Raw genomic sequence first — 21,678 nt, 5'->3', positions numbered from 1 at the left:
CCGGGCCGGCGTCTCCGCAGCGAAGTAGCGTGAGGCACGTGCCCCGCAGCTATCAGTCCCCCAAGCGACAGGCCGAGGCCGCCGCCACGCGCGCGAACATCGTCGACACGGCGGCCCGGCTCTTCGTCCGCGACGGCTACGTCGCCACCTCGATCAAGGCCATCGCGGCCGAGGCGGGGGTCTCGATCCCGACGGTGCACCTGAACGGCCCGAAGCACGCCCTTCTCATCGCCGCCTTCGAGCGGACCTTCGCGGGCGACGAGGGCCGGCACTCGCTCACCGAGCGTCCCGAGCTCGCGGCCATCATGAGCGAGCCCGACACCGACCTTGCGATCGGCCGGTACGTCGACTTCCTGATCGAGGCCAATCAGCGATCGGCGGCGATCGTGCGGGCTATGCTCGCCGCGGCCGACGGCGACGCCGAGGTGCGCGCTGCCTATCTCGACCTCGAGATGCGCCGCCACCGCGACATGACGATCGCGGCGGGCTGGTTCCTTCAGCGCGACCGCATCCGCATCGACCAGCTCGCTCTCGCGGCCGACGTGCTCGGCCTCCTCACCGGCCCCGACCCGTGGACGCACTTCACCGTCGCCCGCGGGTGGGATATCGACGCCTATCGGTCGTGGCTGACCGCGCAGCTGCTCCACCTCTCCGACAACCTCGCCTGACCCTCCGCCGCACCGGCGGAGGCCGCATCAAGAAAGACCGAGATGACTTCCTCCGCCCTCATCTGCAGCATGCCCGCCGTCGGGCACGTCGGCCCGCTCCTCGTCGTCGCCGCCGAGCTGCAGCGCCGCGGCTGGCGCGTGCGCCTGCTGACCGGTGCCCGGTACCGGTCGATGGTCGAGGCCGCCGGCATCCGGTTCCTGCCTCTGCCGCCCGAGGCCGACACGCTCGACGACATCGGAACGGGCGACGACGTGCGTGAGCGGGGGCTCGCGACGATCAACCGCGGCGTGGAGCGGGCGTTCCTCGACCCGGCAGGCCCCGCGGCGGCCACGCTGGAGCACGTCCTCGCGGAAGAGTCGGCGGACGTCGTGCTGCACGACATGCTCTTCCTGGGGGTGCAGACCCTGTTCGGTCGGCCGCCCTCCCGGCGTCCCCTCACGGTCATGTGCGGCATCACGGCGGCGGGCTTCTCCAGCCGTGACACGCCCCCGTACGGTCTCGGCATCACGCCGCTCCGCCAGCCGGTGCTCAATCGCCTGCGCAACCGGGTCCTGGGGGTGACGGCGAAGACCGTCCTGCGACCGGTGCACCGCTCGCTCGACCTCTTCCTCTCCAGCGTCGGGGCGCCACCGCTCAACGGCGCATTCTTCATGGATGTGCTCTCGCGCAGCGACCTGCTCGCCCAGTTCACCGTCGAGGAGTTCGAGTACCCCCGCAGCGATGCACCCGCGAACCTGCGCTTCTACGGCCCCATGCCCACCGCCTCCAGCCGGCCGACCCCCGCGCCGGCGTGGTTCGCCGACCTCGACCCGGCTCTGCCGCTCGTGCACGTCACGCAGGGCACCGTCGCCAACACCGACTACAGCGAGGTCATCGAGCCGACCCTCACGGCCCTGGCCCACCTGCCGGTGCAGGTGGCGGTGACCACCGGAGGTCGCTCTGTCGACACCCTCCCGCCGCTTCCTTCCAACGCGTTCGCGGCGAGCTACCTGCCCTACGACGAGTTGCTCGCCCGCACGAGCGTCCTCGTGACGAATGGCGGATACGGCGGCCTCCACCACGCCATGCGCCACGGTGTCCCGATCGTCATCGCCGGCGACTCGGAAGACAAGGTCGAGACCTCCGCCCGCGTGCAGCACGCCGGCGTGGGGGTGAACCTGCGGACGGGTCGCCCGACCCCGGATGCCATCCGCGCGGCCGTCCGACGGATCCTCGCCGATCCGCGCTATGCGGCGAACGCCCGGCGCATCGGTGACGCGATCGCGGTCGCGCCGGGCGCCCCCGGCCTCGTCGACGACGTGGAGGCGATGCTCGTCGCGCGCACCTGACGTGCCGCGCGGGGCCGGGGTGGGGGCGGTTCCGAGCCGTCGTGCGGAGTTCGTGGTGAAACGCCGGGGTGGTGGCATCCGGGGTCGGCGTGTCGGGGTGGGACTCCGCCTGACGTGCCGCGGGCGGTTCCGAGCCGTCGTGCGGTGTTCGTGGTGAAACGCCGGGGTGGTGGCATCCGGGGTCGGCGTGTCGGGGTGGAATTCCGCCTGACGGCTCGCGGGGTCACGGCGCCCGGGGTCGTGTCGCTCGCTCCGGCGAAACCCCCGCCGCTAGGCGCGCGGCGGCGCGGTCGAGCCGCGCACGATCAGCTCCGACGGCAGCACCGCCGCTTCGTCGGGCGTCGTGCCGGCCATCGACTGCAGCAGCAGGTCCACCGCCAGGGCGCCGGATCGCGCGATCGGCATCCGCACGGTGGTCAGGCTCGGAGTCACGGCGCCCGCGAGTTCGATGTCGTCGATCCCGACGATGCTGACGTCGTCGGGGCACGCGTGACCGAGCTCGCCCATCCCGGCTTCGAGCCCCAGGGCGACGAGGTCGTTGTAGGCGATCACGGCGGTCGCGCCGCTGGCGACGGCGGCGGCGGCGCTCGCCCGACCGCCCTGGATGGACGCGGCGTGGTTGCTCAGGCGCGTGAGGCGGATGCCGTGCCGCTCGCAGGCTCGGCCGACGGTGTGCGCGCGCTGGTCGTCGGCCCATGAGCCGTGCGGGCCCGAGGCGTAGGCGAGGTGCGCGTGGCCGAGGGCTGCGAGATGCTCGACGGCCTGGCTCGGGCCGCGATCGGCGTCCATGATCACGCAGACGGCGCCGGGGATCAGACGGTTGATGACCACGTGCGGAGTGTCGCCGACGAGCGCGAGCACCTCCGCCTCGGGGAGGCGCGGAGAGCACAGCAGCAGCCCGTCGGCCTTGCCTGCGAGCTCGATGGACTCGCGCTCGCGGCGCAGGTCTTCGTCGGCGTCGTAGAGCACGATGCGGTGTCGCCCGTGCCAGGCCTGGCCTTGGATGGCCTTGAGCAGGGTCGCGTACACGGGGTTCGCGGCATCCGGAACGACGACCGCGATCGTGCGCGCCCCGGTCGGGGTCTGCGGGGTCGCGTAGCCGAGTTCGGCGGCCGCGAGGCGGACGCGCTCGAGCGTCGCGGGGGCGAGGCGGTCGGGTTCGCCGAAGGCACGCGAGGCCGTGGCGATCGAGACGCCGGCGTGCCGGGCCACGTCGGTGAGGGTCGCCGCCATTCCTGCTCCTTCGTGCTGTGAGTCCATCTTCGTCCATGGCGTAGTGAAAACTATTGACAAGTTTGTACAAACACCGCACACTGCTTGTATGCCGATCATCGACGATCTCTCCGAACCGACCGCGCGCATGGGTCGCGACGCCTCGACGTCAGTCGTCCTTCCCGCGGCTCCCGCGTCCGCCGGCATCCTGCACCTCGGCCTCGGCAGCTTCCACCGCGCGCATCAGGCGGTCTACACCGCCGCCGCTCTCCGCGCCGAGGGCGGCGATTGGGGGATCGTCGGCGTCGCCTCGCGGTCTCGCCGGATCGTCGACGCCCTGCACGCGCAGGATCATCTCTACGCCGTCGCCACGATCTCGCCCGAGGGGACGACCCTCGACATCCCCGGCGCCCACACCGACTCCTACGTCGCCGCGGACGACCCGGGCCGCGTCGTCCGCGACCTCGCCGACCCGTCGATCCGCGTGGTGACGCTCACGGTCACCGAGAACGGCTACAGCTTCTCGTCATCGACCCAGCACCTCGACGTCACCGACCCGCGCGTGCAGGCCGACCTCCGCGGCGGCGCACCGAGCTCGACCATCGGTCAGCTCGCTCGCGGTCTGCAGGCGCGCGCCGCCGCCGGCGGGGCCCCCGTCTCGATCCTCAGCTGCGACAACCTGCTCTCCAACGGCTCGCACACCGAGAAGCTCGTCCGCGAGTTCCTCCAGGAGCTTCCGGATGCCGAGGCCGCCGACGTCCTGACCTACCTCGACCGCGCGGTGACCTTCCCCTCGAGCATGGTCGACCGCATCGTCCCCGCGACCACCGCCGAGCTCACCGACCGCGTGGCGGCGCTGCTGGGCGTCCGCGACGACGCTCCCGTCCCCGCCGAGCCCTTCACGATGTGGGCGATCGAAGACCGCTTCGCCGCGGGCCGGCCCGCCTGGGAGGCCGGTGGTGCCGTGTTCACCGACGAAGTCGGCGCCTACGAACAGCTGAAGGTGCGTCTGCTCAACGGCACCCACTCGCTCATCGCCTACCTGGGAGCACTGCGGGGCGTTCCCACGATCCCGGATGCCATCGCCCTCGCCGACGTCGAAGCCGCCGCCGCGGCGGTTCTGCGCGGCGAGTACGAGCCCTCGGTCACCGCTCCGGCCGGTGTCGACATCGAGCAGTACGAGCGCGACCTGTTCTCCCGCTGGGCGAACAGCGCGCTCGGCCACCGCACGAGCCAGGTCGGGTCCGACGGGTCGGTCAAGCTCGGGCAGCGCATCCCCGGACCCGTCGCCCACGCCTTCGCCCGCGGCGAGTTCCCGCACCTGATCGCGCTGACGGTGGCCGGGTACCTGGTCTGCATCGCCCCTCCCGCGGGGTTCGACCCCGGCCCGCACGCCGAGGCCATGAGCGATCCCGCTCGTGAGCGTCTCACGGCCGTGCCGACCCGGAATGGGCGCGACCTGGCACACCGCGCCATCGTTGATCTGCGACTGTTCGGCGACGACGTCGCGCATCGCACCGCGTTCATCGACCGGGTCGGCGACCTCGTCGACAGGATCGTGCAGCGCGGCGTCGAGAGCGCGATCGCCGACAGCCTCGCTGCGGCCGGCAGCCTGGCCCGCCCCACCCCCTGACCACCTCGGCGCCCCACACGGCGCGACAACAGAAGGAGACGCGATGAAGCTCCTCGCGATCCACGGCGCAGAAGACATCCGCTGGGAAGACCGACCGACCCCCGAACCCGGAGAGGGTGAGGTGCGCCTGCGCGTGCGTTACGTCGGCATCTGCGGGTCGGACCTGCACTACTACTCCCACGGCAAGAACGGCGAGTATGCCGTCCGTGAGCCCCTCACTCCCGGCCACGAGCTCTCGGCCGAGGTCGACCTCGACCCGTCGGGGCGCCTCGCGCCGGGAACCCCCGTCACCGTGCATCCTGCCCGCTTCGGCCCCTCGGTTCCCGGTCTCGAGGACCGTCCCCACCTGCGCGCCGGCGGAGATTACCTCGGCAGCGCCGCAGGTTTTCCGCACCGTCAGGGCGGGGCGTCTGAGTTCCTCCTCGTCGAGGAGCACATGGTGCGCGTGCTGCCCGAGGGCCTCTCCCTGGAGCGCGCGGCCCTCGCCGAGCCGCTCGCCGTCGCAATCCACGCCGTGGGCCTCGCGGGCGACCTGACCGGGAAGCGTGCTCTCGTCATCGGCGCGGGTCCCATCGGTCTGCTCGTTGCCGCCGCCGCCGTGAATGCGGGCGCCGCCGTCGTGGGCGCCAGCGACGTGCGCCCCGAGCCCCTGGAACGAGCGCGGGCGCTCGGCGCCACCGAGACGTTCCTCGTCGGCACCGACGCGATCGACCCCGAGTCGTTCGACGTCGTTCTCGAGTGCTCCGGCGTGGGTGTCGCCCTCACCCAGGCCGTCCGCGCCGCCCGCCGCGCCGGCACCGTCGTGCAGGTCGGCATGCTCCCCGACGCCGAGATCGGGGTGAACCTCGCCCCGATGCTCGCCAAGGAGCTCACCCTGCGCGGCGCGTTCCGGTTCTCGACCGAGATCGACGACGCGATCGCGCTCCTCGCGTCGACCGACGCCCTCGACGCCGTCGTCTCGCACGTGATCCCCGCCACCGACGCGGTCGCCGCGTTCGCCACGGCGCGGGACTCCTCAGCATCCGCCAAGGTCCTCCTGTCCCTGTAACACCTGCACCCGTCATCACTACAAAGGAGTAATCCGATGAGCAGCTCTTCCGCCCCCGGCGTCGACGCCTCGACGTCGCCGCCCGTCGCCAAACGATCCGTCGGCGACCTCGCCCGCGCCGCCGTCTCGGGCTGGCTCGGCACCGCGCTGGAGTTCATGGACTTCCAGCTCTATTCGCTGGCCGCCGCCCTCGTCTTCAGCCAGATCTTCTTCGCCGGCGGCGACGCCGCGATGGCGGTCGTGCTCGCGATGGCGACCTACGGCGTGGGCTACGTGGCCCGCCCGGTCGGCGCGTTCTTCTTCGCCCGCATCGGCGACAAGATCGGCCGCAAGCAGGTGCTGTTCTACACGATCCTGCTGATGGGAGCGGCGACGACCCTCATCGGCGTGCTGCCGACCTACGACCAGGTCGGCATCCTGGCCCCGATCCTCCTCGTGATCCTCCGCCTCGCCCAGGGCTTCGGTGCGGGCGCTGAGATCTCCGGTGCGGGCGTCATGCTCGCCGAGTACGCCCCCGACAACCGTCGCGGCGTCGTCGCCTCGCTCGTCGCGCTGGGTACCAACTGCGGCACGCTGTTCGCCTCCGGTATCTGGGCGATCCTGCTCGCCGTGATGATGGAGAGCGACGTCATCGCGTGGGGCTGGCGCATTCCCTTCATCGGCAGCGCCGTCATCATGCTCTTCGCCCTCTGGGTCCGCTTCAACCTCAAGGAGAGCCCGGTCTTCGAGGAGCGCACCGACGTCGTCGACGGCAAGGCGCTCTCGCGCGCCGAGCTGCAGAAGGTGGCCACCGAGACCAACGACATCCGCACCCTGGAGTCGCTGCAGAAGAAGCCGCTCAAGGCTGTGCTCGTATCGTTCTTCCTGCGCTTCGGCCAGGCCGGCAACTCCGGCATCGTGCAGACCTACCTGATCTCGTTCATCACGATCACCCTCGCCATCTCCAAGGAGGTCGGTCCCGAGATCGTCATCGTCTCGTCGCTGATCGGCTTCATCACCATCCCCGTCGTGGGCTTCTTGGGCGACAAGTTCGGCCGCCGCCGCATGTACATCGTCATGTCGTCGCTGTCGCTGCTGCTGATCGTCCCGACCCTGCTGTTGATCAACTCGCGCGACGTCGCCTGGATCTTCGTCGGCTATGCGCTGATCCACAACATCTCGGTGCTGGGTCTGGCATCCATGGAGAACATCTCGATCCCCGAGATCTTCGGTGCCCGCAACCGCTACACCCTCACCGCCGTGGTCCGCGAGATCGCCGCCATCGTCGCCACGGGCATCGGTCCGGTCGTGGCCGCCGCCTGGGTGGCCGCGGCCACCGGCAGCATCGTGCCGATCATGGTGCTGATGGGCGTGTTCACCGCCTCGGCGCTGGTCGCCGCGATCGTCGCTCCCGAGTGGACCGGTCGCGACCTGACCGACCCGCGCGCGGCGATGTGATCCCGCGGGGCTCGACGCCCCGCACCCCTCCCCGGGCGGGCTCGTGACGGCGAGTCCGCCCGGCATCCTCTCCTCCGGGCGGCGCCGGTCCGACCCGCGCCCTCCCTCTCGACCAGAAAGTTCCCCATGAGCATCGCCTCCGTCGACGTCATCGTCACGAGCCCCGGCCGCAACTTCGTCACCCTGAAGGTCACCACCAGCGACGGCATCGTCGGATGGGGGGATGCCACCCTCAACGGCCGCGAGCTGTCGGTGGCCTCCTACCTCTCCGATCACCTCGCCTCGATGCTGATCGGCCGCGACGAGGACCGCATCGAAGACACCTGGCAATACCTCTACCGGGGTGCGTACTGGCGCCGCGGGCCGGTGACGATGGCCGCGATCGCCGCGGTCGACATGGCGCTGTGGGACATCAAGGCCAAGAAGGCCGGGATGCCGCTGTACCAGCTGCTGGGTGGGGCGAGCCGTGACGGCGTGCGCGTCTACGCACACGCCTCGGGCACCGATTTCGAAGCCCTGTCGAACGCCATCACCGGATACCGCGAGCTCGGCTTCACCGCCGTGCGCGTACAGACGGGTGTTCCCGGCCTCGGCCAGATCTACGGCGTCTCGTCCACGGGTCCCGGCGTGCGGTACGACTACGAACCGGCGAAGCGTTCGGGTGACCGCCCGTCCGAGGAGACGTGGGACACCCGCCAGTACCTCAACCACATGCCCGGGGTGTTCGCGAAGATCCGCGAGGAGTTCGGTACCGACCTGCGCATCCTCCACGACGGCCACCACCGCATGACCCCGATCGAGGCCGCGCGCTTCGCCAAAGACGTCGAGCCCTATGACCTGTTCTGGCTCGAAGACGCCACTCCCGGCGAGGACCAGACGGCGCTGCGCCTCATCCGTCAGCACTCCACGACCCCGCTCGCGATCGGCGAGGTCTTCAACACGGTCTACGACTACCAGACGCTCATCACCGAGCGCCTGATCGACTACGTCCGCTCGGCCGTCACCCACACCGGTGGCATCACCGCGATGAAGAAGCTGCTCGACTTCGCCGCGATCTACGGCATCCGCTCCGGCATCCACGGGCCCACCGACATCTCGCCCGTCGGGATGGCCGCAGCGCTCCACCTCGATCTCGCGATCCACAACTTCGGCATCCAGGAGTACATGCCGCACAACGAGCAGACGCTCGAGGTGTTCCAGACGAGCTTCACCTTCGACAAGGGCTTCCTGCACCCGGGCGACCAGCCGGGTCTCGGCGTCGAGCTCGACGAGGAGGCCGCGGGTGCGTTCGAGTACACCAAGGCCTACCTGCCCGTGAACCGCCTGCTCGACGGGACCGTCCATGACTGGTGAGCTCCCCGCCCGCACGTTGGCCTCGAAGCTCGTCGTCGTCGCCCGGGCCTCCGCAGCGTCGGACTACGCGCCGGTGCTCGCCGCCCTCGCCGAGGGGGGCGTGCAGAGCGTCGAGTTGACGCTGACGACGCCCGGAACCTTCGACGCCTTCGCGGCCCTGCGGGCCTCGTTCGACGGCGATCTCGGCATCGGCACGGTCACGACCCTGGATCAGCTCGAGCGCGCGATCGAGGTCGGTGCCGACTATGTCGTCACTCCCATCACCTCTTCCGCACTCGTCGAGCGGGCCGTGAGGGCCGGCATCCCGATCATCCCCGGTGGCCTGACGCCGACCGAGCTGTTCGCGTCGTGGTCGGCGGGCGCATCGGCCGTGAAGGTCTTCCCGGCCGGGCAGGTCGGCCCGGGCTACCTGAAAGACCTGCGCGGACCGTTCCCCGACATCGCGGTCGTCCCTTCGGGAGGAGTGGATGCCGACGGTGCGGCCGCGTGGCTCGCCGCGGGCGCCGTGGCGGTCAGCGTGGGCGGACCGCTGCTCGGTGACGCGTTCCGGGGCGGTGACCTCGGCGCGCTGCGCGAGCGGGCGAAGCGGTTCGTGGAGGTGTGCGGGTCGTGACCCGCGTCGTCACCCTCGGCGAGACCATGGCGCTCGCGCGCACCACCGAGATCGGTTCTCTTCGCCACGCGGCGGGACTCGCGCTCGGGATCGGCGGGGCCGAGAGCAACGTCGCCGTCGGGCTCCAGCGCCTCGGTGTCGACACGTCGTGGCTCGGCCGCGTCGGTGACGACCCCCTCGGCGAGCGGATCGCGCGCGAGCTGCGCGGGGAGGGACTCGACGTGCGCGCGGTGGTCGACGGCGGGGCGCCCACGGGCCTCATGATCAAGGAACGCCCGTCCGCGGCATCCACGGCGGTCCACTACTACCGACGCGGCTCGGCGGGGTCGCGGCTGGTGGCCGACGACGTGCCGGCCGGGTGGATCGAGGACGCAGCGCTGCTGCACGTCACCGGCATCACTCCGCTGCTGTCCGACAGCGCGCGCGAGACCGTGCTCGCGGTCGTCGAGCGCGCACGCGCCGCCGACGTGCCGGTGAGCTTCGACATCAACTACCGCTCGGCGCTGGCCGCTCCCGAGGTCGCGGGACCGGTGCTGCGCGAGATCGCCGAGCGCGCGACGCTCGTGTTCGGGGGCGTGGAGGAGCTCGACCTCCTGGGACCGGATGCCGCGGCGGCCCTTCTCGCGGCCGGCGTGGCGCAGGTGATCGTCAAGCGCGGGCCGGCGGGTGCCGCGGTCTTCTCGCTCGCCGACGTGACCGAGGCGCCCGGCTTCGTCATCGAGCCGCTCGACACCGTGGGCGCGGGTGACGCGTTCGTGGCCGGGTATCTCAGCGCCTGGCTCGACGATCTGTCCGCCGGGGACGCCCTCGTGCGCGGCAACGCGTGCGGAGCGATGGCCTGCCTCGTCCCCGGCGACTGGGAGGCCGCGCCGTCGCGTCGCGACCTCGAACGCTTCCTTACCGGTGGCGGCGACCCCGTACGGCGGTGACCGGCGCCGGGCGGGGACGCCGGGGCCCGCCTGTCAGGGCGTGATCGCGTCGACGAAGACCCGTGCCTCGTCGATCAGCGCTTCCCACGCCGCCGGTCCGGCATCCATCGGCACTTCCACCCACTCCCGCAGTGGACGTCCGCGCATGATCATGGGCCCCGCGCTACCCGCGGCGAGGAGGTCTCCCGCGCGCTGCTCCGACAGCTTCACGACGAGTGAGCCGTTGTGCACGACGAACGCGTAGACCTTCGCGCGGACGCGGAGCCCCTCGGTCCCGAACATGCGCCCGATGTCGATGTCGGGCAGCGCGCACTGGCGCACGGCGATCGGGTCGAAGATCTCGTGCGCGCGGGCCATGGCATCCCGGTCCACCATGACGAGAGGCTAGCGGGGAGGAATGCCGAGGGCGAGGGCCCGCCCGGGGAGGTTCGCCCGCGTCTCCTCTTCGCACTTCCGGCGCGCCGGGGCAGGCGCGCCCGGCGGTCGGGTTCGGGACGCCGGCGGGGGAGACGGCCCCGGTGTCAGCCCTCGACGACGCGGAGCGCGATGTCGGTTCGGTACTGGCCGCCCTCGAGGCCGATGCGCTCGAGGCCGGCGTAGGCCGCGGTGCGCGCCTCGCGGAAGGTCGACCCGAGCGCGACGACGCTGAGCACGCGCCCGCCGGTGGCGACGAAATGCCCGTCCGGTGCGGCGGTCGCGGCGTGCGCGAGGTGGACGCCGTCGACCTCCTCGGCCTCGTCGATGCCGCTCAGCGCGCGACCGGTGATCGGTGCCTCGGGGTATCCCTCGCTCGCGAGCACGACTGTGACGGCGGCGGCCTCGGCGAAAGCGGGACGCGGGCGGTCCTCGAGAGTGCCCGAGGCCGCGGCGAGCAGCAGCTCCGACAGGGGGTCGAGGAGGCGGGGGAGCACGACCTGGGTCTCGGGGTCGCCGAAACGCGCGTTGAACTCGATGACTTTGATGCCCTGGGCGGTGAGGATCAGCCCGGCGTAGAGGAGCCCGATGAACGGCGTGCCCTCGGCATCCATCTCCCGGATCACGGGCTCGGCGATCTCGCGCGTGACCTGGTCGACGAACTCCGCCTCGCTGCCGAAGCGCTCGTCGAGCCACGGCAGGGGGGAGTACGCGCCCATGCCGCCGGTGTTCGGGCCCTCGTCGCCGTCGCGGAGGCGCTTGAAGTCCTGAGCGGGGCTCAGCGGCAGCACGCGGTCGCCGTCGCTGAGGAAGAACAGCGACACTTCGGGGCCGGAGAGGAACTCCTCGACCAGCACCGCGCCCGTGGTCAGGTACGTCGTGGCGTGCGCGATCGCGGCCTCGCGGTCGGAGGTCACGATGACCCCCTTGCCCGCCGCCAGCCCATCGGCCTTGACCACGTACGGGGCGCCGTACTCGTCGAGCGCCGCCTCCACGGTGGGGAGGTCGGCCGCGCGCACCGCACGACCGGTGGGGACGCGGGCGGCATCCATGATGCGCTTCGCGAACGTCTTCGATCCCTCGAGCTGGGCCGCGGCCTTGCCGGGACCGAACACCGGGATGCCGTGCTCGCGCAGCGCGTCGGCGACGCCGGCGACCAGGGGCGCCTCGGGGCCGACGATGACGAGGTCGACCGCCTCGTCCTTCGCGAAGGTGAGAACGGCCGCGGGGTCGTTCGCGTCGAGGGCGACGAGGTGCGCATCGCGTGCGATTCCGGCGTTGCCGGGGGCGGCGAAGATCGCGTGCGATGCCTCTTCGGAGCGCAGGGCGAGGATGATGGCGTGCTCGCGCGCGCCCGAACCGAGGACCAGGATTCTCACGCGGCCAGCCTACCGAGCGCCGGGTGGCGACTTCGAAGCGGGACGTTCGGGGGGAGGAGGGCGTCGCCAGGCCCCGAATCCGCTGATTCTCCAGCGGATTGCGTCGCCGAGCGCGCGGGCCACCGGGCGGCGGCCCGCGAGTACCGTGGATGCCATGCCCCCACGCCGAATCGAGACCGGTGACGGCCGGGCCGCCCTCGAGGCGGTGGCCGTCGGCGACGCCCCGCGCGCGGTGACGGCGACCGCCGTGCGGTACCTGCTGCAACTGCTCGTCGAGAAGGCGCCGGGCAACTCCGTCGAGATGCGCGTCCCGCCCTTCGGGGCCGTGCAGGTGCTCGAAGGCCCCCGCCACACCCGCGGGACCCCGCCCAACGTCGTCGAGACCGACGCCGCGACCTGGGTCGCCGTCGCCACCGGTCGGGAACGGTGGATGGATGCCGTCGCCGCCGGCCGCATCACCGCGTCGGGTGTCCGGGCCGACCTGAGCGCGCTGCTGCCGCTGCGGCCGTAGGGTCCCGGCCCGCGGTGACCGAGGGAGGGCCCGCCGGCACCGCGTCCGTCGGGCGTGCGCCCGTGGGGTCGGGACCGAACCCGCGGCACCGGCGCCGCGTCGGCCCGGCGTCCGCCCGTGGGGCCGGGGCTCAACACGCGGCACCGGGCCCGTCCGGCGTCCGCCCGTGGGGTCGGCGCCGGACCCGCGGCCTGCCCTCGCCGTCGAGACACCGCAACCCGCCGACGACGAGGCGGTGGGACAATGGACCCATGGCCGAACAGCCCGACCCCGAACGCCCCTCCTTCGCACGTGACGACTTCTCGCGTGACGACTTCTCGCGTGACGACCTGTCGCGTGACGACATCGAGACGGTCACGGTGCGTCGCGCCCCGAAGTACGGTGTCTTCCTGGCTGCGGGGGCGTTCGTGGGCATCCTGGTCGCCCTCATCCTGACGTTCGCGATCGGCGACGCCGGCGTGAGCCCCTACACGCAGGTCGTGTATTCGCAGCTCCAGGTCTTCGGCTTCACGGCGCTGATCTGCGTCGTGGTGGGCATCACCGCCGGAGCGATCGTCGCCCTGATCTTCGAGCGCGTGCTCGGAGGCCGCACGCGCCAGGTGATCGTCGATCACGAGCAGCACGGGGTCTGACTCAGGCCAGCTCCGCGATGATCGGGTGAATCGCGGAGTCGAACGCGGCGACGTCGCCACGGAGGCCATCGGTCACCGCCACGGTGAGTGAGCCGATCCACCACACACCGCGCTGCGTCAGCGGCAGGATCTGCACGTTCAGCTCGAACGAGTGCGCGCGCCGACCGACCACGCGCTCGTGCGCGGCGATCGCGCTGGCGTACGCCCGATACGACACCCCCGGGCGCGCGGCCGCTTCACGTGAGTACCGCTGGTGCGCGTGGTGCGCGAAGTCGAGCGCGTCGTCGGCGAAGGGGGTCATCGCCTCGCGCAGCGCGTCGGCGCCTTCGATGGGGAGCGTGGCGAGCCCGTCGAAGTCGTCGACGAGCTCCAGGGGCCCGGGGGAGGGATGTGCCTGCGGCTCGACGGTCATCGCCCAGTACGCGCGCCACTCTCGCTCGAGCTGCGCTTGCGCGGCATCCGTTCTCTGTGCGGGGGCGGTCGGCGGGATCCGACGGAGGTGCGGCAGCTCTTCCGGTGAGCGGATGCCGAGAACCTGACGCACGTACAGCGCGACGAGCACCGGCGACCCCGCGTCTTCGCGGATCACCCACTCCGGTTGTCCGCCCGTCATGGCGTCATTGTAGGGACGCGCGCCGCCCCGGGCGATGGGCCTTGCGTCGGCGGCATCCATGGGGCGGGACGCGACCGCTTGATGCTCGCGGTGGTCGTGATGAGCGGAGGATGAGGGGCGGGCGGAGGACGCGGGGCGCCGAGGTGTCCTCCCTTCGTCCCTGATCCTCCGCTCATCACGCCGCAGTCCCGGAAGAGGCGTTGAGCACTCCTCCTGCACATCGACGACTCCCGACCACCGATCCCCGATCGGGCCCGAACGCTCCCTCGAGCGCGGCGCGGTCCAGGACCCTGAACGCATGTCGTCCCTTTCGCGTGACCCCGTCGAGTTCGTCCGTCGAGGAGGCGGCGTCCTGCGCAGCGTGCGCCTTCGAGACGAGGGAATGTCCTGGCGCGCCGTGGCCACGGCTGTCGAGGAGGGGCGGCTCCTCCGGATCCGCCGCTCGTGGCTCGCACTGCCCGACGCGCCCCCGTCTCTCCGCGAGGCCGCGCGGGCGGGTGTCGTCCTCTCCTGCCTCAGCGCCGCCGAGCACCTGGGGCTGTGGGTCGCCCACCCGCGCGGCACTCACGTGGCTGCGCCGCCGAAGGCCGGCCGGGTGGAAGTCGTCGAGGGCACGCGCGTGCACCGGTCTCGTCCGGTGGTGCCGCGGCATCCGGACGATCTCGTGGATGCCATCGAGAACGTGCTGGTTCTCGTCGCGACGTGCGTGCCGCGCGAGGAAGCGCTCGTCGTGTGGGAATCGGCGGTGAACAAAGATCTCGTGTCGACGGAGTCGCTGGCACGGCTGGCCCTGCCGGGGCGGGCTCGATCGGTGCTGGCTGACGTGCAGCCTTTCGCGGATTCGGGTCTCGAGACCCTCGTGATCCTCCGCCTCCGGTGGATGAAGATCCGCCTCCTGCCGCAGGCCTTCCTGCACGGTCATCGCGTCGACCTTCTCATCGGCGAGCGGCTCGTCATCCAGATCGACGGCGCGCATCACGTGGGAGCACAACGGACGGAAGACATCCGGCACGACGCTGTGCTCGCGCTTCACGGGTATCACGTCATCCGCGTCGGGTATCGCCAGGTCATCGAAGACTGGCCGAGCGTGCAGTTCTTCATCTCACGTGCCGTCGCGCAGGGCCTCCACCTCGCGCGAGACCGATGAAGCTCGCGCGAGGATGCCGCTCCCACGGCGGTCTCGCGCCGCAGGGGTGGGGCCTCGCAGCCGTTCGTGTGCGGGGAGGAGGACACGGGACGAGCGGAGGACGCGTGGCGACGAGGCGTCCTCCCTTCGCCCCTCTTCCTCCACTGGTCACGGGCGGTGGGGCGCGCTTTGCGGCGAAGCGCGGGCGTCGCGCTTCGAGGGTGGGCTGTTTGCGTGCCCAGCGGAGGATGAGGGACGGGCGGAGGACGCATAGCACCGAGGCGTCCTCCCTTCGTCCCCGGTCCTCCCTTCGCCCCGCCCACCGGCCGGTGGCAGCCGCTGGGCGCAGCGCGCGACACCCGGGCGCGCCCACCCCGGGTACTCTGGTCGAGTGGCCTCAGCTCCCCACGAAAACCCCTATTCCGCCGCCGGCGTCGACACTGCCGCCGGAGACCTCGCCGTCGAACTGATGAAGTCGGCCGTGCGCCGCACCCACGGGCCGGAAGTCCTCGGTGGTGTGGGCGGGTTCGCCGGCCTCTTCGATGCGTCGGCGCTGCGCGACTACGCCAAGCCCCTGCTCGCGACGAGCACCGACGGCGTCGGCACGAAGGTCGCGATCGCGCAGGCGATCGACAAACACGACACGATCGGCGAAGACCTCGTCGGCATGGTCGTCGACGACATCGTCGTGGTCGGCGCGCGTCCGCTCTTCATGACCGACTACATCGCCTGCGGCAAGGTCGTGCCGCAGCGGATCGCCGACATCGTCGCGGGGATCGCGCGCGGTTGTGCCCTGACCGGCACGGCGCTCGTCGGCGGCGAGACCGCCGAGCACCCCGGCCTGCTCGGCATCGACGACTACGACGTCGCGGGAGCTGCGACCGGCGTCGTCGAGGCCGACCGCGTCCTCGGCGCCGACCGCGTCCGCCCGGGCGACGTCGTCCTCGCCCTCGCCTCGAGCGGCCTGCACTCCAACGGCTACTCGCTCGTGCGCCACATCATCACCGGCGCGGGCATCGCGTACGGCTCCGCGTCAGCCGACCTCGGCGGAACGTGGGGCGAGGCGCTGCTCGAGCCCACGCGACTGTACACCTCGCCCCTGCTGCGCCTGCTCGGCGACGACGCCACCGCCCACGGCATCCATTCGCTCAGCCACGTGACCGGCGGCGGGATCGCCGCGAACCTCGCGCGCGTGCTGCCGCAGAACACGTGGGTCGACGTCGACCGCTCGACCTGGAGCCCCTCTCCGGTGTTCCGCGTGCTGGCCGACATCGGCGGACTCGAGCTCACCGCGACCGAGGGCACGTGGAACCTCGGCATCGGCTTCCTCGCCGTCGTCTCGCCCGAGATCGCGGATGCCGCGACCTCGGCGCTCACGGCCGACGGCATCGCCACGTGGCAGGTCGGCGTCGTCCGCGACGACGCGCGCCCCGAGGGCGACTACGAACAGGGCGCGAAGGGCGTCGACGGAGGCGCCGTGCGCCTGGTCGGAACCTACGCGGATGCCGGGTCCCCGGCGAACGGAGCGAAGTAACACCCCATGTGCGGCATCGTCGGCATGGCCGGGCAGGGCCCGGTCAACCAGGAGATCTACGACGCGCTCCTCCTTCTCCAGCACCGGGGACAGGACTCCACGGGCATCGCCACCGCCGAGGCGAGCGGCGTCTTCCACATCCACAAGGCCCGCGGCCAGGTGCGGGAAGCGTTCCGCACGCGCGACATGCGCGCGCTGCTCGGCGACATCGGCCTCGGGCACGTGCGCTACGCGACGAAGGGCACCGCGTCGAACGAAGAAGAGGCGCAGCCCTTCTACGTCAACGCGCCGTACGGCATCGTGCTCGTGCACAACGGCAATCTCACCAACACGCGTGAGCTGACCACAGAGCTCTTCCACAAAGACCGTCGTCACCTCAACACCAGCAGCGACACCGAACTGCTCGTGAACATCCTCGGATCCGAGCTGCAGTCCGAGATCACCGGCCCCGACCTCGACCCCGCCCAGGTGTTCCGCGCCGTCGCGCGCGTGCATGAGCGCGTCGAGGGATCGTATGCGTCCATCGCCCTGATCGCCGGGTACGGGCTCCTCGCCTTCCGCGACCCGTTCGGCATCCGTCCCCTCATCCTCGGCAAGCGTCCCGCGGCGCAGGTGCCCGGTGGCGAGCCGCGTGACGAGTGGGTCGTGGCATCCGAGTCCCTCGTCCTCGAGAACGCCGGCTTCGAGGTCGTCCGCGACCTCGATCCCGGTGAGGCCGTGTTCATCACCCTCGACGGAACGCTCCACGCACAGCAGTGCGCCACGGAGACGATGCTCGCGCCGTGCTCGTTCGAGTACGTCTACCTCGCGCGGCCCGACTCTGTCATGAACGGCGTCTCGGTGTACGAGACGCGCCTGCGCATGGGCGAGCGCCTCGCGGACACGGTGGCGAAGTACACGCCCGCGGGCTCGATCGACGTCGTCATGCCCATCCCCGACTCCGCGCGCCCCGCCGCGATGCAGGTGGCTCGCAAGCTCGGCATCGAGTACCGCGAGGGCTTCTACAAGAACCGGTACGTCGGCCGCACGTTCATCATGCCGGGCCAGGCGGTGCGCAAGAAGAGCGTCCGCCAGAAGCTCAACGCGATGTCGACGGAGTTCCAGGGTAAGAACGTGCTGTTGGTCGACGACTCGATCGTCCGCGGCACGACGAGCCGCGAGATCATCCAGATGGCTCGGGATGCCGGGGCCAAGAGCGTCACCTTCGCGTCGGCCGCTCCTCCCGTGCGGTACCCCCACGTCTACGGCATCAACATGCCCTCGCGTCACGAGCTGGTGGCCCACGGCCGGACCATCCCCGAGATCGCCGAAGAACTCGGCTGCGATTACCTCGTCTACCAGGAGGTCGACGACCTGAAGGCCGCGATCATGGAGGGCACCGACCTGGTCGACCTCGACATGAGCTGCTTCGACGGTCGTTACGTCACGGGCACCGTGTCGGAGGAGTACCTCGCCTGGGTCGAGGGCAGCCAAGAGTCTTGAGTCCACGCCGCGCGGGGACCGTCGCGCTGGCCGCGGCAGCCATCGTGCTGCTCGCGTTGACCCTGCGCATCGCGGTCGCGTCGCTCTCGCCGTTGCTGGTGGTCATCGAGCGCGACTTCGAGCTGCCGGCCGCGATCGTCGGCCTGATCGGCATGGCGCCGCCCGTGGCGTTCGCCGTCTCGGGGTTCGTCACCCCGGCGATCGAGAGGCGGGTCGGGCTCGAGCGCACCGTCCTCGTGGCCGCGACCCTCGCCGCCACCATGCTGGCCCTGCGGGCGGCGGCGGTGGATGCCATCACCCTCCTCGCCGCGACCGCGGGGATCTTCGCGGCGGTCGGGGTGGCCAACGTTCTCCTGCCCGCGGTGGTGAAGAAGTACTTCCCCGCGCGTATCGGCCTGATGACCACGACGTACACGACGACGATGGCCATCGCGACGTTCACCCCGCCCCTGGTGGCGGTTCCCCTTGCCGACAGCGTCGGGTGGCGCGGTTCCTTCACGCTGTGGGCCGCCGTGGCCGTGGTCGCGGTGGTGCCCTGGGTCGCCATGAGCCTCCGGGCCCGCGCTGCGCGCGCTGACATCATCGAGCGGCCGAAGACGTCCGTGCTGTCGCGGGTCGTGCGGGTGCCCCAGACATGGGCGCTGGCCGTCACGTTCGCGGTGAACTCTTCGGTCGCCTACGGGCTTTTCGCGTGGCTCCCGCCCCTGGTGATGGGAGTCGCGGGTGTGGATGCGGCCGAGGCCGGCGGACTGCTCGCCCTGTTCTCGTTCATGGGGCTGCCGGTGTCGCTCGTCGTGCCGCTGCTCGTGGCGCGTGCGCGCAGCGTCGCGCCGTTCTACGTCGTCGCTGTCGCGAGCGGGCTGGCCGGGGTGGCGGGTCTGCTCTTCGCCCCCACGATCGCGACGACGCTGTGGGTGGTGCTCATCGGCATCCCGCCCCTGCTGTTCCCGATGGCGCTCGTGCTGTTCGGACTGCGGACGCGGTCGCACGATACCGCGGTCGCGCTCAGCGGCTTCGTGCAGAGCGTCGGTTACGGACTCGCCGCGCTGATGCCGCTGGCCATCGGCGTCACCCATGAGGTGACGGGCGGCTGGACGGCAGGCCTCGTGCTGCTCGGGGTCGTCGTCGCGTGCGCGATCCCCGCGGGAGTCGTCGTCGCGCGGTCGGAGACCATCGAGGATGCCTGGGAACGCCGCACCGGCGCCGCCTGGTGAGAGGGCGCGCGACAACGTCGTGAGCCGGACCGGCTCACGGGAAGACGGTCAGGCCTTCTCGTCCTCGTACTCGTCGTTGTACTGGTCTGCCCACTTGTCGACGTACGCGTCGTCACCCGGTTCGGGTGCGCCGAGTTCGCGCTCGAGCGCTGCGTAGTTCACCGAATAGGTGTCGTACTTCAGCTCACGGGCGATCTTGGTGTGCTTCGCCTTCTGACGGCCACGCCCCATGCGAGACCCCCTCACGATCGACATCGCAGGCCGTGCTCAGGGCCCTGCGTATTGCGGTTCCGGACCGAGCCGGTAAGAGTAACACCCAGGATATCACGGTGCCCTCGGCCCCCGACCGTCATGGGTGCGGACGCGGGGTCCGGGCGGCGGAAGGAGAGCGGCATGAGTGATCACGAAGCGCAGGCAGTGGCATCCGGAGTCGTCATCGCGGGCGTGGTCCCCGGGCAGTCGCCGCGGGTGATCACCGAGGCGGCGCGGTACGCCGCGCTCTCGGGCGTCGAACTCATCGTGGCCCACGTCGACACCACGCGGTTCGTCGCCTTCGAGGACCCCGACGGGTACGTGAACGCGGCGACGCTCGATGTGGCGGGCGAGGTCGCCCGCGCCGCGCTGGCGGAGGTCGAGAGCGCCGCGGCCGTCGCGTTGGCCGGCCACCGCGTGACGTGGAGCGTGCGCCAGCTCATCGGCGACCCGGCGCTCTCGCTCATCCAGCTCGCGGACGACGTCGGCGCGTCGCTCCTGGTGGTCGGCACGCGCAAGCGGGGGCTGGGGGAGTCGTTGCGCGAGTTCCTGACCGGCTCGGTCGCCGCTCGGCTCTCCCACCGGCAGCGCCGGCCGGTGCTGGTCGTTCCGCTGGGAGAGCCGGTCGGTGCTCACGAGGAGCTGCCCTGGGAGTAGCGTCAGCCGCGCATGGCTCGGGCGACGGCGTCGGAGGCCTGGCGCAGCGCCGCCTCGATCTCGTCGACTCCGGATGCCGCGAGCTCCCCGCCCCGGGCGACGTGCGAGCGGAGCTCGGAGCGCACGCGACCGCGGAATTCGGTGATGGCGGCGTCCGCGCGGTGCAGCTGTTCGCGCGTGCGCGATCGTGCGTCATCGGGCGGCGCCGCCGCGGCCTGCTCACGCTCCTCGCGCGATGCGGCGGCGAGGTCGGCGCGCAGGCTCCGCATGGCATCCCGCACGCTGCCGCGTACCTCGTCGGCGATCAGGCGCACGCTGTCGGCGAGGTCGGCCTGGATGCCTTCGAGATCCCCGGTGCGCGAGGCGACCTCGGCGCGTCCGGCATCCGTGATCTCGTACACGGTCTTGCGGCCGTCGACGGTCTTGGTGACCAGGCCCTCGTCCTCGAGCTTGGCGAGGCGGGGATAGATCGTCCCGGCGGACGGGGAATACGTGCCACCGGTGCGGTCGGACAGGGCCTGCATGAGGTCGTACCCGTGGCGAGGCGACTCGTCGAGCAGGCTCAGGATGTACAGGCGCAGACCGCCGTGGGAGAAGACGGGGCTCATCACCACTCCTCTTCGGTCGCGAGTTCTTCGGGGCGCAGGCCGGAGATGCCGCGGCGGAGCACGGTGATCTCGCCCGAGACGGTGTTGGCGCGCACATCGACGAACGATCCGGCGAGAGTTCCCGTCGACCCGTTGTAGCTCGTCGGGCCCGACCCCGAGCGCACGTGTCCGTCGATCTGCACCCGGCCGCTCACCGAGCGGGAGACGTAGGTGGCGGGAAGGCCGCGGTCGAGACGGATCGTGGCGGCGCCGTTGACCGAGTTCAGCGCGATCGCCTGGACGGGGCCCGTCGCGTCGACGAGCATCGCCCCCGAGACGGTGTCGATCGAGGCTTTCGTCACCTCTCCGGTGACGGTGATGTCGCCGGAGACGCTGTTCGCGCTGAGGGCGCCCTCGAGCTCGCGCACCTGCACGTCACCCGAGACGGCGTTGACGTTGACGTCGCCCACGAGACCGTCGACCATGATGTCGCCCGACACGGTGTTGAGCTTGGCGTCGGTGCGCAGACCCGACACGAGTGCGCTCGCGCTCACGACGCCCAGGGTCAGGGCCACCGCGCGGGGCACGGCGACGCTCACCTCGGCCTTGGGGCCGCCGGCGCCGAAGTTGCGGAACACCTCGAGGAAGTTGTCCCACCGCAGCTGGGGGTGGTCGATCTCGACGCGGCCGTCGACCATCTCGATGCGCAGGTCTTTGACGGTCACGCCGTGGACCTCGATGCGCGCGGTCGGCTCGTCGTGGGCGATGACGTCGACCTGACCTCCGACGAGGCCGATCTTGACCTCGCGCAGCGACTCCAGGTCGATGACCCGCGTTTCGCCGGGGTGGACGATCCATTTCTCCATGGGTGGGCTCCTCTCTCGCGATATATCGCGTTAGAGGACAGTATCGAGATATATCGCGTTCGTGTCAAGGTGTCGGAGTGCGCGGGCCGAGGGGAGGAGATGCAGAGAGGGGAGGAGGAACGGCAGCCGAGGCATCCTCCGCTCCCCGTTTCTCCTCCCCTCGCCGGGGCCTGCCGGCGGGCGGCGCCT

At 71.3% G+C, this 21,678-nt stretch carries 22 protein-coding genes; 15 read left to right on the top strand and 7 right to left on the bottom strand.

Annotated elements, in window-relative coordinates; genetic code table 11:
• Nucleotides 1-29: 29 nt before the first annotated feature.
• Together PIR02_04030 and PIR02_04025 are read left to right on the top strand one after the other, a co-directional pair.
• A complete protein-coding gene (locus PIR02_04030; GenBank protein ID WZH37834.1) occupies nucleotides 30-668 on the top strand; it encodes a helix-turn-helix domain containing protein in 639 nt (212 codons plus the stop codon).
• 42 nt (nucleotides 669-710) lie between these two features.
• Nucleotides 711-1,997 carry a glycosyltransferase gene (locus tag PIR02_04025; protein WZH37833.1) on the top strand — a complete coding sequence of 429 codons (1,287 nt, stop codon included), beginning with the start codon at nucleotides 711-713 and terminating at the stop codon, nucleotides 1,995-1,997.
• 270 nt (nucleotides 1,998-2,267) lie between these two features.
• Here PIR02_04025 and PIR02_04020 read toward each other — a convergent pair whose 3' ends face one another.
• Complete coding sequence (locus PIR02_04020) at nucleotides 2,268-3,230, bottom strand: LacI family DNA-binding transcriptional regulator (GenBank protein WZH37832.1); 963 nt, start codon at nucleotides 3,228-3,230, stop codon at nucleotides 2,268-2,270.
• An 88-nt stretch (nucleotides 3,231-3,318) separates the two neighbouring features.
• On the opposite strand from PIR02_04020, the gene PIR02_04015 reads away from it, so the two are divergent.
• From PIR02_04015 to PIR02_03990, 6 genes are all read left to right on the top strand, one after another.
• On the top strand, nucleotides 3,319-4,842 hold the full coding sequence (locus PIR02_04015) for a mannitol dehydrogenase family protein (GenBank protein ID WZH37831.1): 1,524 nt from the start codon (nucleotides 3,319-3,321) through the stop codon (nucleotides 4,840-4,842).
• 43 nt (nucleotides 4,843-4,885) lie between these two features.
• Nucleotides 4,886-5,890 (top strand): L-idonate 5-dehydrogenase, encoded by a 1,005-nt coding sequence (locus tag PIR02_04010; GenBank protein ID WZH37830.1) that lies wholly within the window; start codon nucleotides 4,886-4,888, stop codon nucleotides 5,888-5,890.
• Nucleotides 5,891-5,926: 36 nt separating this feature from the next.
• The gene (locus tag PIR02_04005) at nucleotides 5,927-7,327 is read left to right on the top strand and encodes an MFS transporter (protein WZH37829.1); all 1,401 of its coding nucleotides are present in this window, start codon (nucleotides 5,927-5,929) and stop codon (nucleotides 7,325-7,327) included.
• 126 nt (nucleotides 7,328-7,453) lie between these two features.
• Nucleotides 7,454-8,680: a D-galactonate dehydratase family protein gene (locus PIR02_04000; protein ID WZH37828.1), complete on the top strand. Its 1,227-nt coding sequence runs from the start codon at nucleotides 7,454-7,456 to the stop codon at nucleotides 8,678-8,680.
• Nucleotides 8,670-9,293 (top strand): bifunctional 4-hydroxy-2-oxoglutarate aldolase/2-dehydro-3-deoxy-phosphogluconate aldolase, encoded by a 624-nt coding sequence (locus PIR02_03995; GenBank protein WZH37827.1) that lies wholly within the window; start codon nucleotides 8,670-8,672, stop codon nucleotides 9,291-9,293. The genes PIR02_04000 and PIR02_03995 overlap by 11 nt, the downstream gene beginning before the upstream one ends.
• The gene (locus PIR02_03990; protein WZH37826.1) at nucleotides 9,290-10,222 is read left to right on the top strand and encodes a sugar kinase; all 933 of its coding nucleotides are present in this window, start codon (nucleotides 9,290-9,292) and stop codon (nucleotides 10,220-10,222) included. Before PIR02_03995 ends, PIR02_03990 begins: the two co-directional genes overlap by 4 nt.
• A gap of 33 nt (nucleotides 10,223-10,255) precedes the next feature.
• On the opposite strand, the gene PIR02_03985 is transcribed toward PIR02_03990, so the two are convergent.
• Both PIR02_03985 and purD read right to left on the bottom strand, forming a co-directional pair.
• Nucleotides 10,256-10,597, bottom strand: coding sequence for a TfoX/Sxy family protein (locus PIR02_03985; GenBank protein ID WZH37825.1), 342 nt, complete (start codon nucleotides 10,595-10,597; stop codon nucleotides 10,256-10,258).
• 146 nt (nucleotides 10,598-10,743) lie between these two features.
• A complete protein-coding gene (purD, locus tag PIR02_03980) occupies nucleotides 10,744-12,015 on the bottom strand; it encodes a phosphoribosylamine--glycine ligase (GenBank protein WZH37824.1) in 1,272 nt (423 codons plus the stop codon).
• Nucleotides 12,016-12,169: 154 nt separating this feature from the next.
• Here purD and PIR02_03975 point away from each other — a divergent pair, with 154 nt between their 5' ends.
• A complete protein-coding gene (locus PIR02_03975) occupies nucleotides 12,170-12,526 on the top strand; it encodes a sterol carrier family protein (GenBank protein ID WZH37823.1) in 357 nt (118 codons plus the stop codon).
• Between the two features lie 251 nt (nucleotides 12,527-12,777).
• Nucleotides 12,778-13,158 (top strand): potassium transporter Trk, encoded by a 381-nt coding sequence (locus PIR02_03970; protein WZH37822.1) that lies wholly within the window; start codon nucleotides 12,778-12,780, stop codon nucleotides 13,156-13,158.
• Between the two features lies 1 nt (nucleotide 13,159).
• On the opposite strand, the gene PIR02_03965 is transcribed toward PIR02_03970, so the two are convergent.
• A complete protein-coding gene (locus tag PIR02_03965; GenBank protein WZH37821.1) occupies nucleotides 13,160-13,771 on the bottom strand; it encodes a zinc-binding alcohol dehydrogenase in 612 nt (203 codons plus the stop codon).
• A gap of 298 nt (nucleotides 13,772-14,069) precedes the next feature.
• Here PIR02_03965 and PIR02_03960 point away from each other — a divergent pair, with 298 nt between their 5' ends.
• From PIR02_03960 to PIR02_03945, 4 genes are all read left to right on the top strand, one after another.
• The gene (locus PIR02_03960) at nucleotides 14,070-14,918 is read left to right on the top strand and encodes a DUF559 domain-containing protein (protein WZH37820.1); all 849 of its coding nucleotides are present in this window, start codon (nucleotides 14,070-14,072) and stop codon (nucleotides 14,916-14,918) included.
• Between the two features lie 370 nt (nucleotides 14,919-15,288).
• A complete protein-coding gene (purM, locus tag PIR02_03955; GenBank protein WZH37819.1) occupies nucleotides 15,289-16,431 on the top strand; it encodes a phosphoribosylformylglycinamidine cyclo-ligase in 1,143 nt (380 codons plus the stop codon).
• A gap of 6 nt (nucleotides 16,432-16,437) precedes the next feature.
• A complete protein-coding gene (gene purF, locus PIR02_03950) occupies nucleotides 16,438-17,913 on the top strand; it encodes an amidophosphoribosyltransferase (protein WZH37818.1) in 1,476 nt (491 codons plus the stop codon).
• Nucleotides 17,910-19,127: an MFS transporter gene (locus tag PIR02_03945; protein ID WZH37817.1), complete on the top strand. Its 1,218-nt coding sequence runs from the start codon at nucleotides 17,910-17,912 to the stop codon at nucleotides 19,125-19,127. The genes purF and PIR02_03945 overlap by 4 nt, the downstream gene beginning before the upstream one ends.
• A gap of 48 nt (nucleotides 19,128-19,175) precedes the next feature.
• Here the strand turns inward: PIR02_03945 and PIR02_03940 are convergent, their stop codons facing one another.
• Complete coding sequence (locus tag PIR02_03940; protein ID WZH37816.1) at nucleotides 19,176-19,358, bottom strand: DUF3073 domain-containing protein; 183 nt, start codon at nucleotides 19,356-19,358, stop codon at nucleotides 19,176-19,178.
• Nucleotides 19,359-19,520: 162 nt separating this feature from the next.
• Between PIR02_03940 and PIR02_03935 the strand changes: the two genes are divergently transcribed.
• Nucleotides 19,521-20,036: a universal stress protein gene (locus tag PIR02_03935; GenBank protein WZH37815.1), complete on the top strand. Its 516-nt coding sequence runs from the start codon at nucleotides 19,521-19,523 to the stop codon at nucleotides 20,034-20,036.
• Nucleotides 20,037-20,038: 2 nt separating this feature from the next.
• Here PIR02_03935 and PIR02_03930 read toward each other — a convergent pair whose 3' ends face one another.
• Both PIR02_03930 and PIR02_03925 read right to left on the bottom strand, forming a co-directional pair.
• Nucleotides 20,039-20,644: a PadR family transcriptional regulator gene (locus PIR02_03930; GenBank protein WZH37814.1), complete on the bottom strand. Its 606-nt coding sequence runs from the start codon at nucleotides 20,642-20,644 to the stop codon at nucleotides 20,039-20,041.
• Complete coding sequence (locus PIR02_03925) at nucleotides 20,644-21,489, bottom strand: DUF4097 family beta strand repeat-containing protein (GenBank protein ID WZH37813.1); 846 nt, start codon at nucleotides 21,487-21,489, stop codon at nucleotides 20,644-20,646. The genes PIR02_03930 and PIR02_03925 overlap by 1 nt, the downstream gene beginning before the upstream one ends.
• Nucleotides 21,490-21,678 lie beyond the last annotated feature (189 nt).

This window comes from Microbacterium enclense, from assembly GCA_038182865.1.
GTDB classification, from domain to species: domain Bacteria; phylum Actinomycetota; class Actinomycetes; order Actinomycetales; family Microbacteriaceae; genus Microbacterium; species Microbacterium enclense_B.
The sequence above is the reverse complement of the archived record's forward strand: the minus strand, read 5'-3'. Positions and strand labels throughout refer to the sequence as shown.